The 14,441-nt window shown below is 72.0% G+C and carries 15 protein-coding genes; 9 read left to right on the top strand and 6 right to left on the bottom strand.

Annotated features, from left to right (window positions below; translation table 11 throughout):
* The first annotated feature begins 25 nt into the window (after positions 1–25).
* The 3 genes from ABZT06_RS40790 to ABZT06_RS40780 all read left to right on the top strand — a co-directional run bounded on the left by ABZT06_RS40790 (position 26) and on the right by ABZT06_RS40780 (position 3,185).
* On the top strand, positions 26–1,207 hold the full coding sequence (locus ABZT06_RS40790; RefSeq protein ID WP_355752810.1) for an FAD-dependent oxidoreductase: 1,182 nt from the start codon (positions 26–28) through the stop codon (positions 1,205–1,207).
* A 31-nt stretch (positions 1,208–1,238) separates the two neighbouring features.
* Positions 1,239–2,153, top strand: coding sequence for an RNA polymerase sigma-70 factor (locus ABZT06_RS40785; RefSeq protein ID WP_355752808.1), 915 nt, complete (start codon positions 1,239–1,241; stop codon positions 2,151–2,153).
* Between the two features lie 144 nt (positions 2,154–2,297).
* On the top strand, positions 2,298–3,185 hold the full coding sequence (locus tag ABZT06_RS40780) for an alpha/beta hydrolase (RefSeq protein ID WP_355752806.1): 888 nt from the start codon (positions 2,298–2,300) through the stop codon (positions 3,183–3,185).
* Between the two features lie 46 nt (positions 3,186–3,231).
* Here ABZT06_RS40780 and ABZT06_RS40775 read toward each other — a convergent pair whose 3' ends face one another.
* Positions 3,232–3,891, bottom strand: a complete 660-nt coding sequence (locus tag ABZT06_RS40775; protein WP_355752804.1) for a methyltransferase domain-containing protein — start codon at positions 3,889–3,891, stop codon at positions 3,232–3,234.
* An 834-nt stretch (positions 3,892–4,725) separates the two neighbouring features.
* On the opposite strand from ABZT06_RS40775, the gene ABZT06_RS40770 reads away from it, so the two are divergent.
* Positions 4,726–5,349 carry a PadR family transcriptional regulator gene (locus ABZT06_RS40770; RefSeq protein WP_078936149.1) on the top strand — a complete coding sequence of 208 codons (624 nt, stop codon included), beginning with the start codon at positions 4,726–4,728 and terminating at the stop codon, positions 5,347–5,349.
* A gap of 69 nt (positions 5,350–5,418) precedes the next feature.
* Here the strand turns inward: ABZT06_RS40770 and ABZT06_RS40765 are convergent, their stop codons facing one another.
* Complete coding sequence (locus tag ABZT06_RS40765) at positions 5,419–5,847, bottom strand: SRPBCC family protein (RefSeq protein WP_355752802.1); 429 nt, start codon at positions 5,845–5,847, stop codon at positions 5,419–5,421.
* Between the two features lie 99 nt (positions 5,848–5,946).
* Positions 5,947–6,135 carry a hypothetical protein gene (locus ABZT06_RS40760; protein ID WP_355752800.1) on the bottom strand — a complete coding sequence of 63 codons (189 nt, stop codon included), beginning with the start codon at positions 6,133–6,135 and terminating at the stop codon, positions 5,947–5,949.
* 197 nt (positions 6,136–6,332) lie between these two features.
* On the opposite strand from ABZT06_RS40760, the gene ABZT06_RS40755 reads away from it, so the two are divergent.
* The 3 genes from ABZT06_RS40755 (at position 6,333) to ABZT06_RS40745 (ending at position 9,077) form a co-directional block, all read left to right on the top strand.
* The gene (locus ABZT06_RS40755) at positions 6,333–6,899 is read left to right on the top strand and encodes a Clp protease N-terminal domain-containing protein (RefSeq protein WP_355752798.1); all 567 of its coding nucleotides are present in this window, start codon (positions 6,333–6,335) and stop codon (positions 6,897–6,899) included.
* 52 nt (positions 6,900–6,951) lie between these two features.
* Positions 6,952–7,974 (top strand): DMT family transporter, encoded by a 1,023-nt coding sequence (locus tag ABZT06_RS40750; RefSeq protein ID WP_355752796.1) that lies wholly within the window; start codon positions 6,952–6,954, stop codon positions 7,972–7,974.
* Between the two features lie 191 nt (positions 7,975–8,165).
* The gene (locus tag ABZT06_RS40745) at positions 8,166–9,077 is read left to right on the top strand and encodes a DMT family transporter (RefSeq protein ID WP_355752794.1); all 912 of its coding nucleotides are present in this window, start codon (positions 8,166–8,168) and stop codon (positions 9,075–9,077) included.
* Between the two features lie 38 nt (positions 9,078–9,115).
* On the opposite strand, the gene ABZT06_RS40740 is transcribed toward ABZT06_RS40745, so the two are convergent.
* On the bottom strand, positions 9,116–9,748 hold the full coding sequence (locus ABZT06_RS40740) for an FMN-binding negative transcriptional regulator (protein WP_355752793.1): 633 nt from the start codon (positions 9,746–9,748) through the stop codon (positions 9,116–9,118).
* Positions 9,748–10,431 (bottom strand): pyridoxamine 5'-phosphate oxidase family protein, encoded by a 684-nt coding sequence (locus ABZT06_RS40735; RefSeq protein WP_355752791.1) that lies wholly within the window; start codon positions 10,429–10,431, stop codon positions 9,748–9,750. Before ABZT06_RS40735 ends, ABZT06_RS40740 begins: the two co-directional genes overlap by 1 nt.
* Positions 10,432–10,466: 35 nt before the next feature.
* On the opposite strand from ABZT06_RS40735, the gene ABZT06_RS40730 reads away from it, so the two are divergent.
* A complete protein-coding gene (locus tag ABZT06_RS40730) occupies positions 10,467–11,798 on the top strand; it encodes an aminotransferase class I/II-fold pyridoxal phosphate-dependent enzyme (protein WP_355752790.1) in 1,332 nt (443 codons plus the stop codon).
* 583 nt (positions 11,799–12,381) lie between these two features.
* Here ABZT06_RS40730 and ABZT06_RS40725 read toward each other — a convergent pair.
* Positions 12,382–13,341: a DMT family transporter gene (locus ABZT06_RS40725; RefSeq protein WP_355752789.1), complete on the bottom strand. Its 960-nt coding sequence runs from the start codon at positions 13,339–13,341 to the stop codon at positions 12,382–12,384.
* A 38-nt stretch (positions 13,342–13,379) separates the two neighbouring features.
* Between ABZT06_RS40725 and ABZT06_RS40720 the strand changes: the two genes are divergently transcribed.
* Complete coding sequence (locus ABZT06_RS40720; RefSeq protein ID WP_355752787.1) at positions 13,380–14,282, top strand: LysR family transcriptional regulator; 903 nt, start codon at positions 13,380–13,382, stop codon at positions 14,280–14,282.
* Positions 14,283–14,441 lie beyond the last annotated feature (159 nt).

The following is a 14,441-nucleotide window of genomic DNA, read 5'->3' as shown; positions in this document are numbered from 1 at the left end:
AACCCCTTGAGACGGAGGAGACACCATGAGCACCGAAGTCCTCGTGATCGGCGGCGGATACGCGGGCGTCATGGCGGCCAACCGCCTGACCCGGCGCGACGACGTGACCGTGACCCTGATCAACCCGCGCCCGAGCTTCGTCGAGCGGATCCGGCTGCACCAGCTGGTCGGCGGCTCCCACGACGCGGTCGTCCCCTACCGGAAGGTCCTCGCCGAGCGAGTCCGGCTGGTCGTCGACACCGTGACCGGGATCGACCCGGCCGGGCGCAACGTGAGCCTGGCGACCGGTGACACCCTCGGATACGACTACCTGGTCTACGCGGTGGGCAGCGGCAGCGCCGACCCGGACGTGCCCGGAGCGGCCGAGTTCGCCCACCCGATCGCCACGCTGGAGGACGCGCGACGACTGCGGCCCCTCGTCGACGCCGTGCCCTCGACGGCTCCGGTGACAGTCGTGGGAGCCGGTCCGGCCGGTATCGAGACCGCCGCCGAACTCGCGGAGGAGGGGCGCGCGGTGACCCTGGTCTGCGGTGGCGTGCTCGGCCCGTACCTGCACCCGCGGGGCCGGCGTTCGGTCGCGCGACGCCTCGCCGGGCTCGGGGTGACCGTGCTCGAAGGCCCGGGAACCAGGGTGACGGCCGTGGCCCGCGACGCCGTACGGCTCGACGACGGCCGTGAGCTGTCGAGCGAGGTGACCATCTGGACCGCCGGTTTCGGGGTGCCGGACCTGGCCGCGCGCAGCGGGCTGAGCACCGACGCCCTGGGCCGCCTGCGCACCGACGAGACCCTGACCAGCGTGGACGACGAGCACATCGTCGCCGCCGGCGACTCGGCGGCGCCGTCGGACCTGCCGTACCGGATGGGCTGCCAGTCCGCGGTACAGCTGGGCCCGCAGGCCGCGCAGACCGTGCTCAGCCGGATCGCGGGCGAGCGGCCCGCCCCGGTCGACGTCGGGTTCGCCGGCCAGTGCCTCAGCCTGGGCCGGCGCGTCGGGGTCTTCCAGTTCGCGCGCAAGGACGACAACGCGATCAGCCTCTACCTCGGGGGTTTCCTGGGGGCCAGGCTCAAGGAGATCATCTGCCGGAGCACTGTCTGGCAGCTGGGGTACGAGGCGCGCAAGCCCGGTGTCCGCACCTGGTGGTCGAAGGACGCCAAGCGCCGGCAGAAGCTGACCGAAGCGCGGGCCACCGCCACACAGGCGGCCTGAGCCACGCGCCCGACGGGGGAGGGAACCACACATGAGCGAGCACACCACCGATCCGGCGACCGAGACGTTCGTCGCCCACCGCAACCTGCTCTTCACGGTCGCCTACGAGATGCTGGGATCGGCGGCCGACGCGGAGGACGTCCTCCAGGAGACCTGGCTGCGGTGGGTCAGGGTCGACCTCGCGCAGGTGCAGGACCGCCGCGCCTACCTGGTCCGCATCACGACTCGCCAGGCACTCAACCGGCTGCGCACCATGACCCGCCGCAAGGAGGCGTACGTAGGACCCTGGCTGCCCGAGCCGCTGCTCACCGCGCCGGACGTGGCCGAGGACGTGGAGCTTTCGGAGAGCCTCTCGATGGCGCTGATGTGCGTCCTGGAGACCCTGTCACCGACCGAGCGAGCCGTGTTCGTGCTGCGGGAGGTCTTCGACGTCGACTACGACGAGATCGCGGCCGCCGTCGAGAAGACCCCCGAGGCGGTGCGCCAGATCGCCCACCGCGCCCGCCGCCACGTCGACGCCCGACGGCCCCGCAGGGCGGCCTCCGCCGGCGAGACGCGGGCGGCGGTGGAGTCGTTCCGCCGCGCGCTCGAGACCGGCGACCTCCAGGGACTGCTCGACGTGCTCGCCCCCGACGTCGTCCTGGTCAGCGACGGCGGTGGCGTCAAGCAGGCCGCGCCGCGTCCGATCGTCAGCGCCGACAAGGTGGCCCGCTTCATCAGGGGCGGTATCGCGAAGTTCACCGTCACGCTGACCGGCGAGACCACCGAGGTCAACGGCAGTCCGGCGCTCTTCCTGCGGGTGAACGGCGAGATCGACGGCGTCCTCGCGGTCCGTGTCGAGGACGGTCGTATCACCGGCCTGTACTACGTCCGCAACCCGGAGAAGCTGACCCGGGTCACCTCGGAGACTCCGCTGACCCTGCGTCCTGCGCCGACGGGGGAGTGACACTCCGCCGTTGAACGGCCGTCGAACGCCCCTTGCGCACACCCCTTGCGCATGCCCCTTGCGCACGCCCATTGCGCTCTCGACGTCGAGCATCCATTATCAGGATTCCTGTTAGTTTAACCTTGTAGCGATAGGTGCTCAGCCATGGCGTTCAGCCCCGGAATCCAGGCCAGGGGGGTCCAGCTCCTGCTCGGCCGCGTGATGTCCCGCGTCCACAAGGACCTGCGCTTCACCGACATCCCGGCGCGCACCGAGACCCTTCGGGTGGAGACCGGTGCCGGGCCCGTGACGTGCACCGTCTACCGCCCGCCGGCCACCGACGCGCCCGCCCCGGTGTACGTCAACTTCCACGGCGGCGGGTTCGTGGTCGCCCGCTCCGAGCAGGACGACCACATCTGCCGCTACATCGCCGCCAAGGCCGGCTGCGTCGTGATCAACGTCGACTACGCGGTCGCGCCGCAGCGACCGTATCCGGCACCCGTCACCCAGGCCTACGACGTCACCGCGTGGGTCGCCGAGAACGGCGCCGCCGGTGGCTGGGACGGTTCGCGACTCGCCGTCGGCGGACACAGCGCCGGGGCCAACCTGACCGCCGCGGTGTGCCGGCTGGCCAGGGAGCGCGGCACCTTCACGCCCCGGCTCCAGATCGTCGACTCGGCGCCGCTGGACCAGGTCGCCGACCCGGCCACCAAGCGGTCCCTGGTCGCCAAGCCGCTGCTCACCCCGCAGATCATGCGGATCTTCACCGCCGCCTACGTCCCCGACCCCGCCGACCGCTCCCACCCCCTCGTCTCGCCCGGACTCGCCGACGACCTCGCGGGCCTGCCGCCCGCCCTGGTCATCACCGCGGAGAACGACCGCCTGCGCGACGAGGGGGACGCCTACGCCAAGGCCTTGGAGGCGGCCGGGGTCCCGGTCACCCACCGCGTCTTCGAGGGTGTCGACCACTACTTCACCCACACGGGGCCGGTGGCGGCGGGAAGGGAGGCCATCGACCTGATGGCCACCACGCTGCGCGACGCCTTGAGCTGACGGCAGACAGGCGGCCAGGAGGTTGTTCCCCCAGGAGCGTGCGGTGTCACGGTCGTCGGGGCTTGTGCGCCAGGAACGTGGCGAACGACCTCTTGGCGCCTTCGGCAGGCTCCTGCAGCAGTCGCGCGGTGAGGACGAGTCCGGCTTGGTTCAGCAGAGTGACGATCCGGTCCGGTGGGAGTAGGTGAGACGCGTAGGACACCGGGTGGCCTCCGTAGGCATGCGTCGGGCGCAGGTGCATGTCGTCCCCCACGTGGCCGGCCACCATCAGATGGCCGCCGGGTGCGAGCGTGCGGTGGAATTCGGCGAACACGACAGGCAGCGACTCCGGCGGCGTGTGGTGGGTGGAGTAGTAGGCCAGGATGCCGCCGAGCTCGTTGTCCGGGATGGGCAGCGCGGTCATGGACCCTACGGAGAAGCTCAGGCCGGGGTGGGCTTGGCGGGCCAGCTCGATCATCTTCGGAGACAGATCGACGCCGAGTGCGGACACCCCCAGGTCCGCCAGATGCGCCGTGACTTTGCCGGGCCCGCATCCCAGGTCTGCGACCGGTCCGAGGCCGGCAGTCCGCACGACTTCGGCGAAGGAGGCCAGCATGGCGCGTGACAAGGGGTCCAGTTCCGCAGGGGCCTTGACGAGTTCCGCGTAGTCGGCGGCGACGGTGTCGTAGGACTCCCGGACCGCGGCAAGGTAGGAGGGCTCGTTCACGCGGGCGACTCTAGGGGAGGGCACCGACAGCCGGGCGGAGGGTCGCGTTGACCGATGCGTTCTCGGTAGCGGGGCCGCCTTGCGCAGGACCCTGGCGGGTTTCGCCCGCCGCGCGGACGGCCCCTGCGCCGGGCGGGCTTGAAACGAGTAAGGACGCCGGACGCGGCTGCTCGCGAACGTCTGGTCGATGTCGCGCTGCCGGCAGACCCCGGCGGCTGCTGACGGGTGACCGGGACGAGGGGTGCCGCCGACCTCCCGGATCGCGGTCTTCCCGCAGCTTGCCGCTGCGCACGCCCGTCGGTGGCAGAACCACGTCCTGGAGGAGCGTGATGCCACGCGGTGGAGTCCCTCGATCCCGACTACCGGACCTCCGCCGGAGACGCCCCGGCCATGTGAGTCGGCGGGCCGATTTCGCCGCCCACTGCAAACCTCGTGGCGATCGAGGCCGGGCCGAGGTGCCCGCATGCGGCCTTTTCGCACTCATGGTTGTGGCAGCGACGGCCGGACCGTGCTGGTCATCAGTCCGAAGCGGCGGCACGTGGCGACGGGGGAAACCATATGTACGGCCCGCTCGATGCTGACTGAGCCTGGTCCGGCGGGTGCCGACGTTCCCGTTCGCCGTGATGCCGGCCCACGACTCGAAGCGGACGTGCCGCCCGGTCGCCGCCACCCGGTGCCAGTCCAGGAAGGACGCTCGCCGCGCGAACGGCGGAACGGCGTACCGGATCGAGTGCGAGAGGGCAGCTGGGCAGGTCATGGGGCCTTGCCATGCGATCAGTTCCGATATATCGTTGAAGCATCGCGACAGATCAACGATGGAATGGAGTGATTGCGATGCGTTCCCACGGATTCGAGCGTGGACATGGTGGAGCCGGTCGTCGGGGCCGTGGTGGTCCCGAGAGCCTGCGCGGTGCCTTCGGGCCCTTCGGGCCGGGCGGTCCCGGTGGCCCCGGTTTCGGAGGGCCGGGCTTCGGCCCCGGGCCCTGGGGGCCGAGGGGGCGGGGTGGACCCAGGGGGAGGGCGCGGCGCGGCGACGTGCGCGCCTCGATCCTGGCCCTGCTCAAGGACCGGCCCATGCATGGTTACGAGATGATCCAGGAGATCGCCGAGCGCAGCGGCGGGGCGTGGAAGCCCAGTCCCGGCTCGGTGTACCCCACCCTCCAGCTGCTGGAGGACGAGGGGCTGATCGCCAGTGAGACCGAGGGCGGCAAGAAGCTGTTCGCGCTCACCGAGGCCGGCCGTACCGCGGCCGACGAGGGCCCCGACGCGCCCTGGGAGGAAGCCTCCCGCGGCATCGACTTCGAGGCACTCGGCGAGATCCGGCAGGCCGGCTTCGGTCTGATGGAGGCCTTCGGCCAGGTCTGGAAGACCGGCAGCAAGGAACAGCGCGAGAAGGCGGTGGCCGTCATCAACGAGGCCCGCAAGAAGCTGTACCTCATCCTCGCCGACGAGGACTGATCACCGGCGTACTGCGGCGAAAGGCGCCCCGGGAGGAGACTCCCGGGGCGCCTTCGTGTGCCTCGGGAGTCAGGACACCAGCCCGGCCAGCTTCCGCAGCGATTCGTTGAGGGCGGCGGTCCCCGAGTCCTTCAGCTTGCCCGCCATCAGGGAGACGGCGGCGCCCGTGAACTCGCCGTCGATACGGACCGTGGTGGCGTCGCCGTCGGGTGTCAGGGTGTAGCGCGTGGCCACGTTCACCGCCATCGGGCCCTTGCCCCGGATGGCGAACAGCCGGGCCGGCTCCACCTGGTCGATGGTCCACTCGACCTCGGCGGGGAAGCCCATGAGCTTCATGTTCTCCTGGAAGGTCCCGCCCGGTTCGAGGACCGTCGGGCCGCCCTTGGGGAAGCTGGTGTGGGTCGCGTTCCACTCCCCGTACGCGGACCAGTCGGTGAGCTGGGCCCAGACCTTCTCCGCGGGTGCCGGGATGCGTGCCTCCGCGCTGATTTCCGCCATGCGGCCACCTCTTCGTGTCGGGCTGTGGTGTCGCGGAAAGTAGCCGCAGGGGGCGCAACATTCAATACTGATGAACCGTCAGGAAGTGGGGAGAGGCGTTCAGCTCACCCCTCGTGTCTCCGCCGCGTCGATCAGGTCCCACGCGCCCGGGAACGGGCTCTCGTCGTGGCGGTGCCATGCCTCCCGGAACAGGTCGGCGAGCAGTGCCCCCTCCGGGGCGTACACCCGGTACACGTACCGCCTGCCGTCCACGGCCGGGAGTGTCACCAGCCAGCTCCAGCTCTCCACGCCTGTGTGGGACGACCGACGTCGCGTGGCGGTTGCGCTAGGGGCGCACGGCAAGGCGGCGCGCGCCCACCGGGACACCAGGGCGTGATGTCATCCGCAAGGAGGAGATTCCGGCCCCGGGCTCCGCTCTCCGTGGGACGCGAAGATGCTTCCTTTCGGGGATGTCCGGATTCGGCGGGGCTGATGAGGTGGGGGATGTGCACCCCCGTATCCCCCGGCAGTCGGCCCGCGAACAGAGCGGCCTGCCGCCGGTCGGTCAGGACGACGATGTCAGGCTCAGCGCGGAACTGACAGCGGTGGTGTCCGGTGCCCGCAGGCGCGCGCTGAGGGACGGGGACCGGCAGATCGACACCGCCCATCTGCTGCACTCGCTGCTGGACTCCGACGCCGAGGCGTACGCCGTCCTCGACGTGGAACCCCAGCTGCCGCGGCTCCTCGGGTACCTCGTGCAGCGCAGCATCGGCTACGGACTGCGCTGGCAGGGCACCGTCGAGGACTCCGGCGCGGTCCCCGTGGTGACGACGGCCGAGGGCTTCTCACCGCTCGCCGCGGGCGCGATGGAATACGCCTGCGCCCGGGCCGGGCACCGCGCCGACGGGCCCGCCCGCGGGATCGACCTGCTCGCGGCGATTTTGGTGGATCCCGGATCCCGGGCCGTCGAGGTGCTGACCCGGGCGGGGATCGACGCCCGGGCCGTCTTCGCGCGGATCGACGACCGCCTGCCCGGAGGGCTGTGGGGCGGCCCGCCCCGGTCCAGTCGCTGAGACAGGAGTCAACGAGGGTGACGCTCATGTCGTCCCCTGTCATCATGGGCCCGTGCACACGTCTGAGAGCAGCAGGGCAGCCGGTGACGGCAAGGGAGTCGGTCCCGGTGACGGCAAGGGTGTCGGGCTCGGTCTCGCGCTGGTGTCGGCGCTCGCCTTCGGCGGATCCGGGGTCGCGGCCAAGCCGTTGATCGAGGCGGGCCTCGATCCGCTCCACGTGGTGTGGCTGCGGGTGGCCGGCGCCGCCCTGGTGATGCTGCCGCTCGCCGTCCGGCACCGGGCGCTGCTGCGCAGCCGTCCCGCCCTGCTGGCCGGCTTCGGGCTGCTCGGCGTGGCGGGTGTACAGGCCTTCTACTTCGCCTCGATCTCCCGTATCCCGGTCGGCGTCGCCCTGCTCGTCGAGTACCTCGCCCCGGCCCTGGTGCTCGGCTGGGTGCGGTTCGTGCAGCGACGGCCGGTCACCCGCGCCGCCGCGTTCGGTGTGGTCCTCGCGGTGGGCGGGCTCGCCTGTGTCGTCGAGGTGTGGTCGGGACTGAGCTTCGACGCCCTCGGACTGCTCCTCGCGCTCGGCGCCGCCTGCTGCCAGGTCGGCTACTTCGTCCTGTCCGACCAGGGCAGCGACTCCGGCGCGGCCCCCGACCCGCTCGGCGTGATCGCGTACGGCCTGCTCGTGGGCACCGCCGTGCTGACCGCCGTGGCCCACCCCTGGACGATGGACTTCTCCGTCCTCACCCAGCGCGCCGACATGAACGGCACCCCGGTCGCCGCCGGACTGCTGCTCGGCTGGATCGTGCTGATCGCCACCGTCCTTGCCTACGTCACCGGAGTGGTCTCGGTACGCAGGCTCTCACCGGCGATAGCCGGGGTCGTGGCCTGCCTGGAAGCCGTCGTCGCGACCGTCCTCGCCTGGGTGTTGCTGGGCGAGCACCTTTCGGCACCGCAGATCGTGGGCGGCGCGGTCGTCCTGCTGGGCGCCTTCATCGCGCAGTCCTCGACGCCGGCCAAGGGCTCCCTGGAGCCGGTCGCCGCCGGTGGCACCGAAAGTCGGTTGTCCGCCCGGGAGAACGCCGCCTAGGCTCCCGGATCATGCACACGCGCATCCTCGTCATCGCTCCGCCGGCCGCCTGAGGCGGGCCCTCCGGAGACCACGCCCGGTCTGTCGCCGGGCTGAACGGTGCTGCCCGCAGACGAAGTCCGCGGACCCCGCCGGTGAGCGGGCGTCCTCTTCCGAACTTCCGCGCCTCGGCGCGACTGCGGAGAGAACACGTGTCGCATGCTTCCTCCGGCCTGCCCGTAGGGCGAGGCCTCATCTACCTGATCGTCGCCGGTACCACCTGGGGCACCGCCGGAGCGGTCGCCTCCCTGGTCTACCGGACCAGTGATCTGGGCCCGGTGGCCCTGTCCTTCTGGCGCTGCGCGGCCGGGCTGGCGGTGCTGCTCGCCGTCCGTCCCCTACGGCCACGCGCGCGTACGGCCGTCTCGGAACCGCTCGGCCGCAGGGCCCTGCGGGTCGGCGCGTCGGGTGTCGGCCTCGCGGTGTTCCAGACCGCCTACTTCGCCGCCGTACGATCCACCGGACTCGCCGTGGCCACCGTCGTCACCCTCGGCGCCGGGCCCGTGCTCATCGCGCTCGGGGCACGCCTCACCCTCGGGGAGCGGCTCGGGCGCGGCGGAGCCGTCGCCGTCGCCGGAGCACTGGCCGGACTCGGCGTGCTGATGCTCGGCGGTGGCGGCGCGTCGGTACGCCCCCTGGGCGTGCTGCTCGGGCTGCTCTCGGCGGCCGGCTGCTGCGTGATGACCCTGATCACCCGCGCCGCCCGGGCGGAGTCCGCCGGGACGTCCGTGGCGGTGTTCGCGGTCACCAGCCTCTGCCTGCTGCCCCTCGCACTGGCCGAGGGCCCGCTCCCGCACACGGCCCGACCTGCCCTGCTCCTGGTTCTGCTGGCCTACCTGGCGACCGTCCCGACGGCACTCGCCTACGGCCTCTACTTCGCGGCCGCCGCGGTCGTCCGCTCCACCACCGTCTCCGTGATCATGCTGCTCGAACCGGTGAGCGCGGCGGTGCTGGCCGTCGTGCTGTTCGGTGAGCGACTCACTCCGGCCGTCGTCCTCGGCACCCTGCTGATGCTGGGCGCGGTCGCGGGGCTCGCGGTGACGGAGGCACGCGTGCCCGCCTGACGGACCGAGGGGCCCTCCTCTGTGGAGGGCCCCTCGGCTCAGGAGCGTTGTCGCCGCAGCAGATGCTCGCGTGCTGCCGCGTCCCCGGGGCCGGCCCGGTCCGCCAACCTGTCCGCGATCCGGTCCCGCACCTCCGTGGTCCGGGTGCCGGCGTACTTGAACTTCGCCCGCACAGCGGTCACTTCGAGCCGCAGCCCGCGAATCCCCGACAGCATCCGCCCGTACGGCACCTCGCCCACCGCCACCCGCGCGGAGCCGCCCTCCGGCTGGAAGTGGCCGACCTGCCGGTTCAGCAGCACGGCCTTCTCGGCCGGGTCGTCCACCACGTGGGCCCGGCAGCGCAGTTGGACCGCCGCGTAGAAACTCGTGGGCGTGCCGTGCTCGGACGGGCCGTCCGGGTCTGCCTGCCAGGGGCCGGGGACGTACGCGTAGTCGTCGACGACGCTCAGCAGACAGTCCGGACTCGCCTCCAGCGCACCCCACAGCGGGTTGGGCCGCGCGAGGTGGGTGAGGACCTCGCCCCGGGCGGGGTCGTGGACGAAGTGCAGAGGCTGGACGAACGGAGGCTCGCCGGCGGGGCCGTTGACGGCGAGCTGTCCGAAGTCGTGGTCGGCGAGCCACTGTTGCCACTCGGCGTCGTCGCCGGCCGCGTCCCAGGGGTGGATCAGCATCACAGGACCGCCAGATAGTCCGGGACCTCGGTGCCGGGGACCAGGTCGGCGTCGGCGACCGGTGTGCCGTAGCCCTTGCGCAGCGGGACCACGCCGGCCCAGTGGGGGAGGGCGAGGTCCTCGGGTTCGTCGTTGACCCCGCCGGTGCGGAGCTTGGCGGAGACCTCGTCGAGGTCCAGGCGGATGACGGCGGTGGCGGCCAGTTCCTTCTTGTTCGCGGGACGGGAGTCGCCGGCCCGTCCCGGGACCACATGGTCGACCAGCGCGTCGAGGGCGAGGCGCTTCTCCTCGGGGTCCGTGACGTCGTACGCCAGTCCGTGCACCACCACGGACCGGTAGTTGATCGAGTGGTGGAAGGCCGAGCGGGCCAGGATCAGCGCGTCGACATGCGTGACCGTCAGGCACACCGGCAGCCCGGGGTCGGCCTTGCCGGTCATCCGCAGCGGGCGCGAACCGGTCGAGCCGTGGACGTAGAGCCGCTCGCCCACCCGCCCGTACAGCGTGGGCAGCACCACCGGGGCGCCGTCCCGGACGAAGCCGAGGTGGCAGACGTAGCCCTCGTCGAGTATCGAGTGGACCAGTTCCCTGTCGTACGAGGCACGGTCGGGGGAGCGCGTCGGGACGGTGCGGTCGGTCGGCGCGTAGCCGGTCGGCTCCGGCGTGGTCGCGGTGGTCCCCTGCATTGCGTTCTCCATTGCACTAGTGCATAGTCTGCTTTGTGCTAGGAGAATATCGGATCGAAGGGCGGCGCGCAGCGGAGATTGCGGCGAGCGTCGAGCGCGCGGTGGGTGCCGGGGAGCTGGAGCCAGGTCAACTTCTCCCTCCTATGAGGGAGTTGGCGACCGAGCTGGGCGTGAATCCCAATACGGTCGCGGCGGCGTACCGCACCCTGCGTGAGCGGGGGGTCATCGAGACCGCTGGGCGAAGGGGCAGCCGGGTCCGGTCGAAGCCGGCGACCACGGGGCGCGAGCACATCGGGGTGGAAGTCCCCGAGGGCGTGCGGAACGTGGCGAACGGCAACCCGGACCCCGCACTGCTGCCCCCGCTGGCGCCCGCCTTCGCGGCGGCCGCCGCACAGGGCGACCGGGAGCCGGTCCTGTACGGAGAGCCGACCGTGGACCCGGACCTGGCGCGTTCGGCGCGGAAGGCACTCGACGCGGACGGCGTCCCGGACGGCCCTCTGGCCCTGGCCTCCGGATCCCTCGACGTGATCGAGCGCATTCTGGCCGCCCACCTCAAGCCGGGCGACACCGTCGCCGTGGAGGACCCCGGCTGGGGAAGCCTCCTGGACCTGGTCCCGGCGCTGGGCCTGCGCATCGCTCCGGTGGGTGTCGACGACGAGGGGCCCCGCGCCGAAGACGTACGCCGGGCCCTGGAGGCCGGCGCTCGCGCCCTGATCGTCACCGACCGGGCCCAGAACCCGACCGGAGCCTCGGTGTCCGCCACGCGCGCGCGTGCCCTCCGTGCGGTCCTCGCGGACCACCCGGACATCCTCCTCGTCGAGGACGATCACGGCCACGGCATCGTCGACCTCCCCCTGCACCCCCTGGCCGGGGTCACCCGCCACTGGGCCTTCGTCCGCTCGGTGGCCAAGGCCTACGGCCCCGATCTGCGCCTTGCCGTTCTCACCGGCGACGAGGTCACCGTCGACCGCGTCCACGGCCGCCACCGTCTGGGCCCCGGCTGGGTCAGCCGCATCACGCAGCGGGCGGTGGTGCACCTGTGGGCGGATGGCGTCCTGGACACGGCTCAGGTGGCGGCGGCGTACCGCGAGCGCCGCGACCGGCTGATCGGCGCACTGGCGGAACGCGGGGTCGAGGCCCACGGCCGCAGTGGCCTGAACGTATGGATCCCGGTCCCGGACGAGACGGGTGCGGTGTCCCGTCTCCTGCACGCGGGCTGGGCGGTGGCCCCGGGCGCCCGCTTCAGGATGGGCGCCCCGCAGGGAATCAGGGTGACGGTGGCGACCTTGGCGGCCGAAGAGGCGTCGCTCCTGGCGGACGCGATCGCCAAGGCGCTGGGTGCGGGGTCGACCCGCAACTATGTGTGAGGGCGAGGTGAGTGTCTTCAGGCGGGCGGGGTGCGTGGGGGTTGCGGCTACGACTGCGTGGGCGTGGCCAGTGGCATCCGATCCGAAGTCGCTGGTAGCGAGGCGGCTACGGCCCTGTGACGGTGGCCAGTCGCGTCCGATCCGTAGCCGCCGCCAGCGAGTGGTTACGGCCGCGTGCGCGTGATCAGTCGGATCCGGCCCGCAGTCGCTGGTAGCGAGGTGGTTACGGCCCTGTGAGGGCGACCGGTCGCGTCCGATCCGTCGCCGCCGGCAGCGAGTCCTTAAGGCCGCGTGGGCGTGATCAGTCGGATCCGGCCCGCAGTCGCTGGTAGCGAGACGGCTACGACCGCGTGGGCGTCGCTAGTCGCATCCGGCCCGCAGTCGCTGGGAGCAGGTGGCCACGGCTCTGTGAGGGTGATCAGTCGCGTCCGATCCGTAGCCGCTGGTGGCGAGGCGGCTACGGCCCTGTGGGCATGGCCAGTGGCATCCGATCCGCAGCCGCCCACAGCGAGGCTGCTGTGGCCCACTGGGCGCGACCAGCCGCATCCGGCCCGCTGCCGCCGACCATGAGTGCCCCACCCCATCAGGCGCCCCGCCGGACCTGAGTGAGCGCAGCCCCCGCGAGGACGATCACCGCTCCCACCGGCGTCGACCAGCGCAAGGACTCCCCGAGCACCATCACCCCCGCCCCCGTGGCGATCACCGGAATGAAGTAGGTGACCATCTGCGCGGTCGTCGGACCCACCTCGGCGACGAGGCCGTACTGAAGGAGAAAGGCCACCCCGGTGCCGAGCGCGCCCAGCGCCGCGACGGCCAGCAGGGGCAGCGCGACGACATGCGTCGGCATCCCGCCGAACAGCCAGGTGACGACCGCCAGTTGCACCGTGGCCACCAGCAACTGCGCCCCCGTCAGGGATATGTGGGAGTACTCGACCCCCGCCAGCGTCCGGCGCACGTAGATCCAGCCGATCGGATAGCTGAGCGAGGCCAGCAGGGCCATCGCGGTGCCGGTGAAGTCCATCCCGCTGAACCCCTGCCACGCGCCGAGAACCGTCAGCACCCCCAGAAACCCGAGCCCGAGCCCCGCGACACGCACGCGCGTGGGCCGGTCCTCGGACAGCGCGACGAGGGACAGCAGCATCCCCCACAACGGCGACGTCGCGTTGCAGATCCCCGCCAGCGTGGACGGGATCGTCAGCTCCGCGTAGGCGAAGAGCGAGAACGGCAGCGCGTTCAACAGGAACGCGGCGACGGCCAGATGCCCCCATGTCCGTACCCCGCGAGGGAGCCGCGCCCGCTTCACGACCATCGCCGCCGCGAGCACCAGGGTCCCGCACAGCAGCCGCCCGAACGTCACCTGAAAAGGCGTGTACCCGTCGGTGCCCACCTTGATGAGCAGAAAGCTGAATCCCCAGATCAGCGAGAGCACGCCGAAGCGCAGGCGCCAGTCGAGGGCGGGGCGCGGAGAAGCCTGCACGGGCGCTGCGGTGACGGTCGCGGTGGTCATGCCGACCACGATCCAGCACATCACTTCGTAGCACAAGCGAGTATTTCAGTGCGATATCTCGTAGTATTGCTTACATGTTGAACCTGGAGCGCCTGCGCACCCTCGACGCCCTCGCCCGGCACGGCTCGGTCAGTGGCGCCGCCGAGGGCCTGCACATCACGACCTCGGCCGTCTCGCAGCAGATGTCCAAGCTGGAGCGCGAGGTCGGCCAGCAGCTCCTCGCCAAGAACGGCCGGGGGGTGCGGCTCACCGACGCCGGCCGGCTCCTCGCCGACCACGCGGCCCGCATCCTGTCCCAGGTGGAACTCGCCCAGTCCGACCTGGAGGCGCAACGCGGCCAGGTGGTCGGGGAGTTGAGGCTCGCCGCGTTCCCGACCGCCGCGCGCGGACTGTTCCCGGCCGCCATCACCGGACTGCGCTCGGCCCATCCCGGCCTGCGGATCAGCTCGCGCGAGATGGAGCCGGAACCCGCGGTTCTCGCCGTGATCCGCGGCGACCACGATCTCGCGGTCGTCCTGGACTGGTACAACAAGCCGCTGCCCATGCCCGAAGGGCTGGTGAAGGCATCGATCGTCGACGACACGGCCGACGTGGCGATGCCCGCGACACACCGCCACGCGCACCGGAGCGAGGTCGACCTGGAGGACTTCGCCGACGACGACTGGATCACCTGGGGCGAGGGCGAGTTCTGCGACGAGTGGCTGATGCACACCCTGCGCTCCAAGGGCATCGAACCGCGCGTCGCACACCGCGCGGAGGAGCACCCGACCCAACTCGCCCTGGTCGGCGCCGGACTCGGTGTGTGCGTGGCGCCCCGGCTCGGGCGCGGACCGGTCCCGGAGGGCGTGCGGACCGTGCCCGTGCGGCAGTCGGTCAGCCGGCACATCTACGCCGTGTGGCGCGCGGACGCCGACCGCCGCCCGTCGATCCGGGCGGCGGTCGAGGCACTGAAGTCGGCGGCGGAGAAGGCCGTTTGAGCCAGGGTCCGTGCGCTGCGCGGAACGCGCCCGCGTCCGCGCGGCGGACTAGGCGCTCAGCCGGCGGCGGAGAAGGCCGTTCGAGCCAGGGCCCGTGCGCTGCGGCGGAACGCGCCCGCGTCAGGGCGTCCGGCGGGCGCCGGCCCGAGCGGTCGGCGT

This window comes from Streptomyces sp. NPDC005483 (assembly GCF_040606035.1).
Taxonomy (GTDB): Bacteria; Actinomycetota; Actinomycetes; order Streptomycetales; family Streptomycetaceae; genus Streptomyces.
Note: the sequence above shows the minus strand (reverse complement) of the source record. Positions and strands in the feature narration are given on the sequence as shown.

What these genes read in the sequence shown, in the direction of transcription:
- ABZT06_RS40785 (WP_355752808.1), top strand. Translation starts at nt 1,239, where the DNA reads ATGAGCGAGCACACCACCGATCCGGCGACCGAGACGTTCGTCGCCCAC.
- ABZT06_RS40770 (WP_078936149.1), top strand. Translation starts at nt 4,726, where the DNA reads ATGCGTTCCCACGGATTCGAGCGTGGACATGGTGGAGCCGGTCGTCGG.
- ABZT06_RS40790 (WP_355752810.1), top strand. Translation starts at nt 26, where the DNA reads ATGAGCACCGAAGTCCTCGTGATCGGCGGCGGATACGCGGGCGTCATG.
- ABZT06_RS40735 (WP_355752791.1), bottom strand. Translation starts at nt 10,431, where the DNA reads ATGCAGGGGACCACCGCGACCACGCCGGAGCCGACCGGCTACGCGCCG.
- ABZT06_RS40720 (WP_355752787.1), top strand. Translation starts at nt 13,380, where the DNA reads ATGTTGAACCTGGAGCGCCTGCGCACCCTCGACGCCCTCGCCCGGCAC.
- ABZT06_RS40740 (WP_355752793.1), bottom strand. Translation starts at nt 9,748, where the DNA reads ATGCTGATCCACCCCTGGGACGCGGCCGGCGACGACGCCGAGTGGCAA.
- ABZT06_RS40765 (WP_355752802.1), bottom strand. Translation starts at nt 5,847, where the DNA reads ATGGCGGAAATCAGCGCGGAGGCACGCATCCCGGCACCCGCGGAGAAG.
- ABZT06_RS40780 (WP_355752806.1), top strand. Translation starts at nt 2,298, where the DNA reads ATGGCGTTCAGCCCCGGAATCCAGGCCAGGGGGGTCCAGCTCCTGCTC.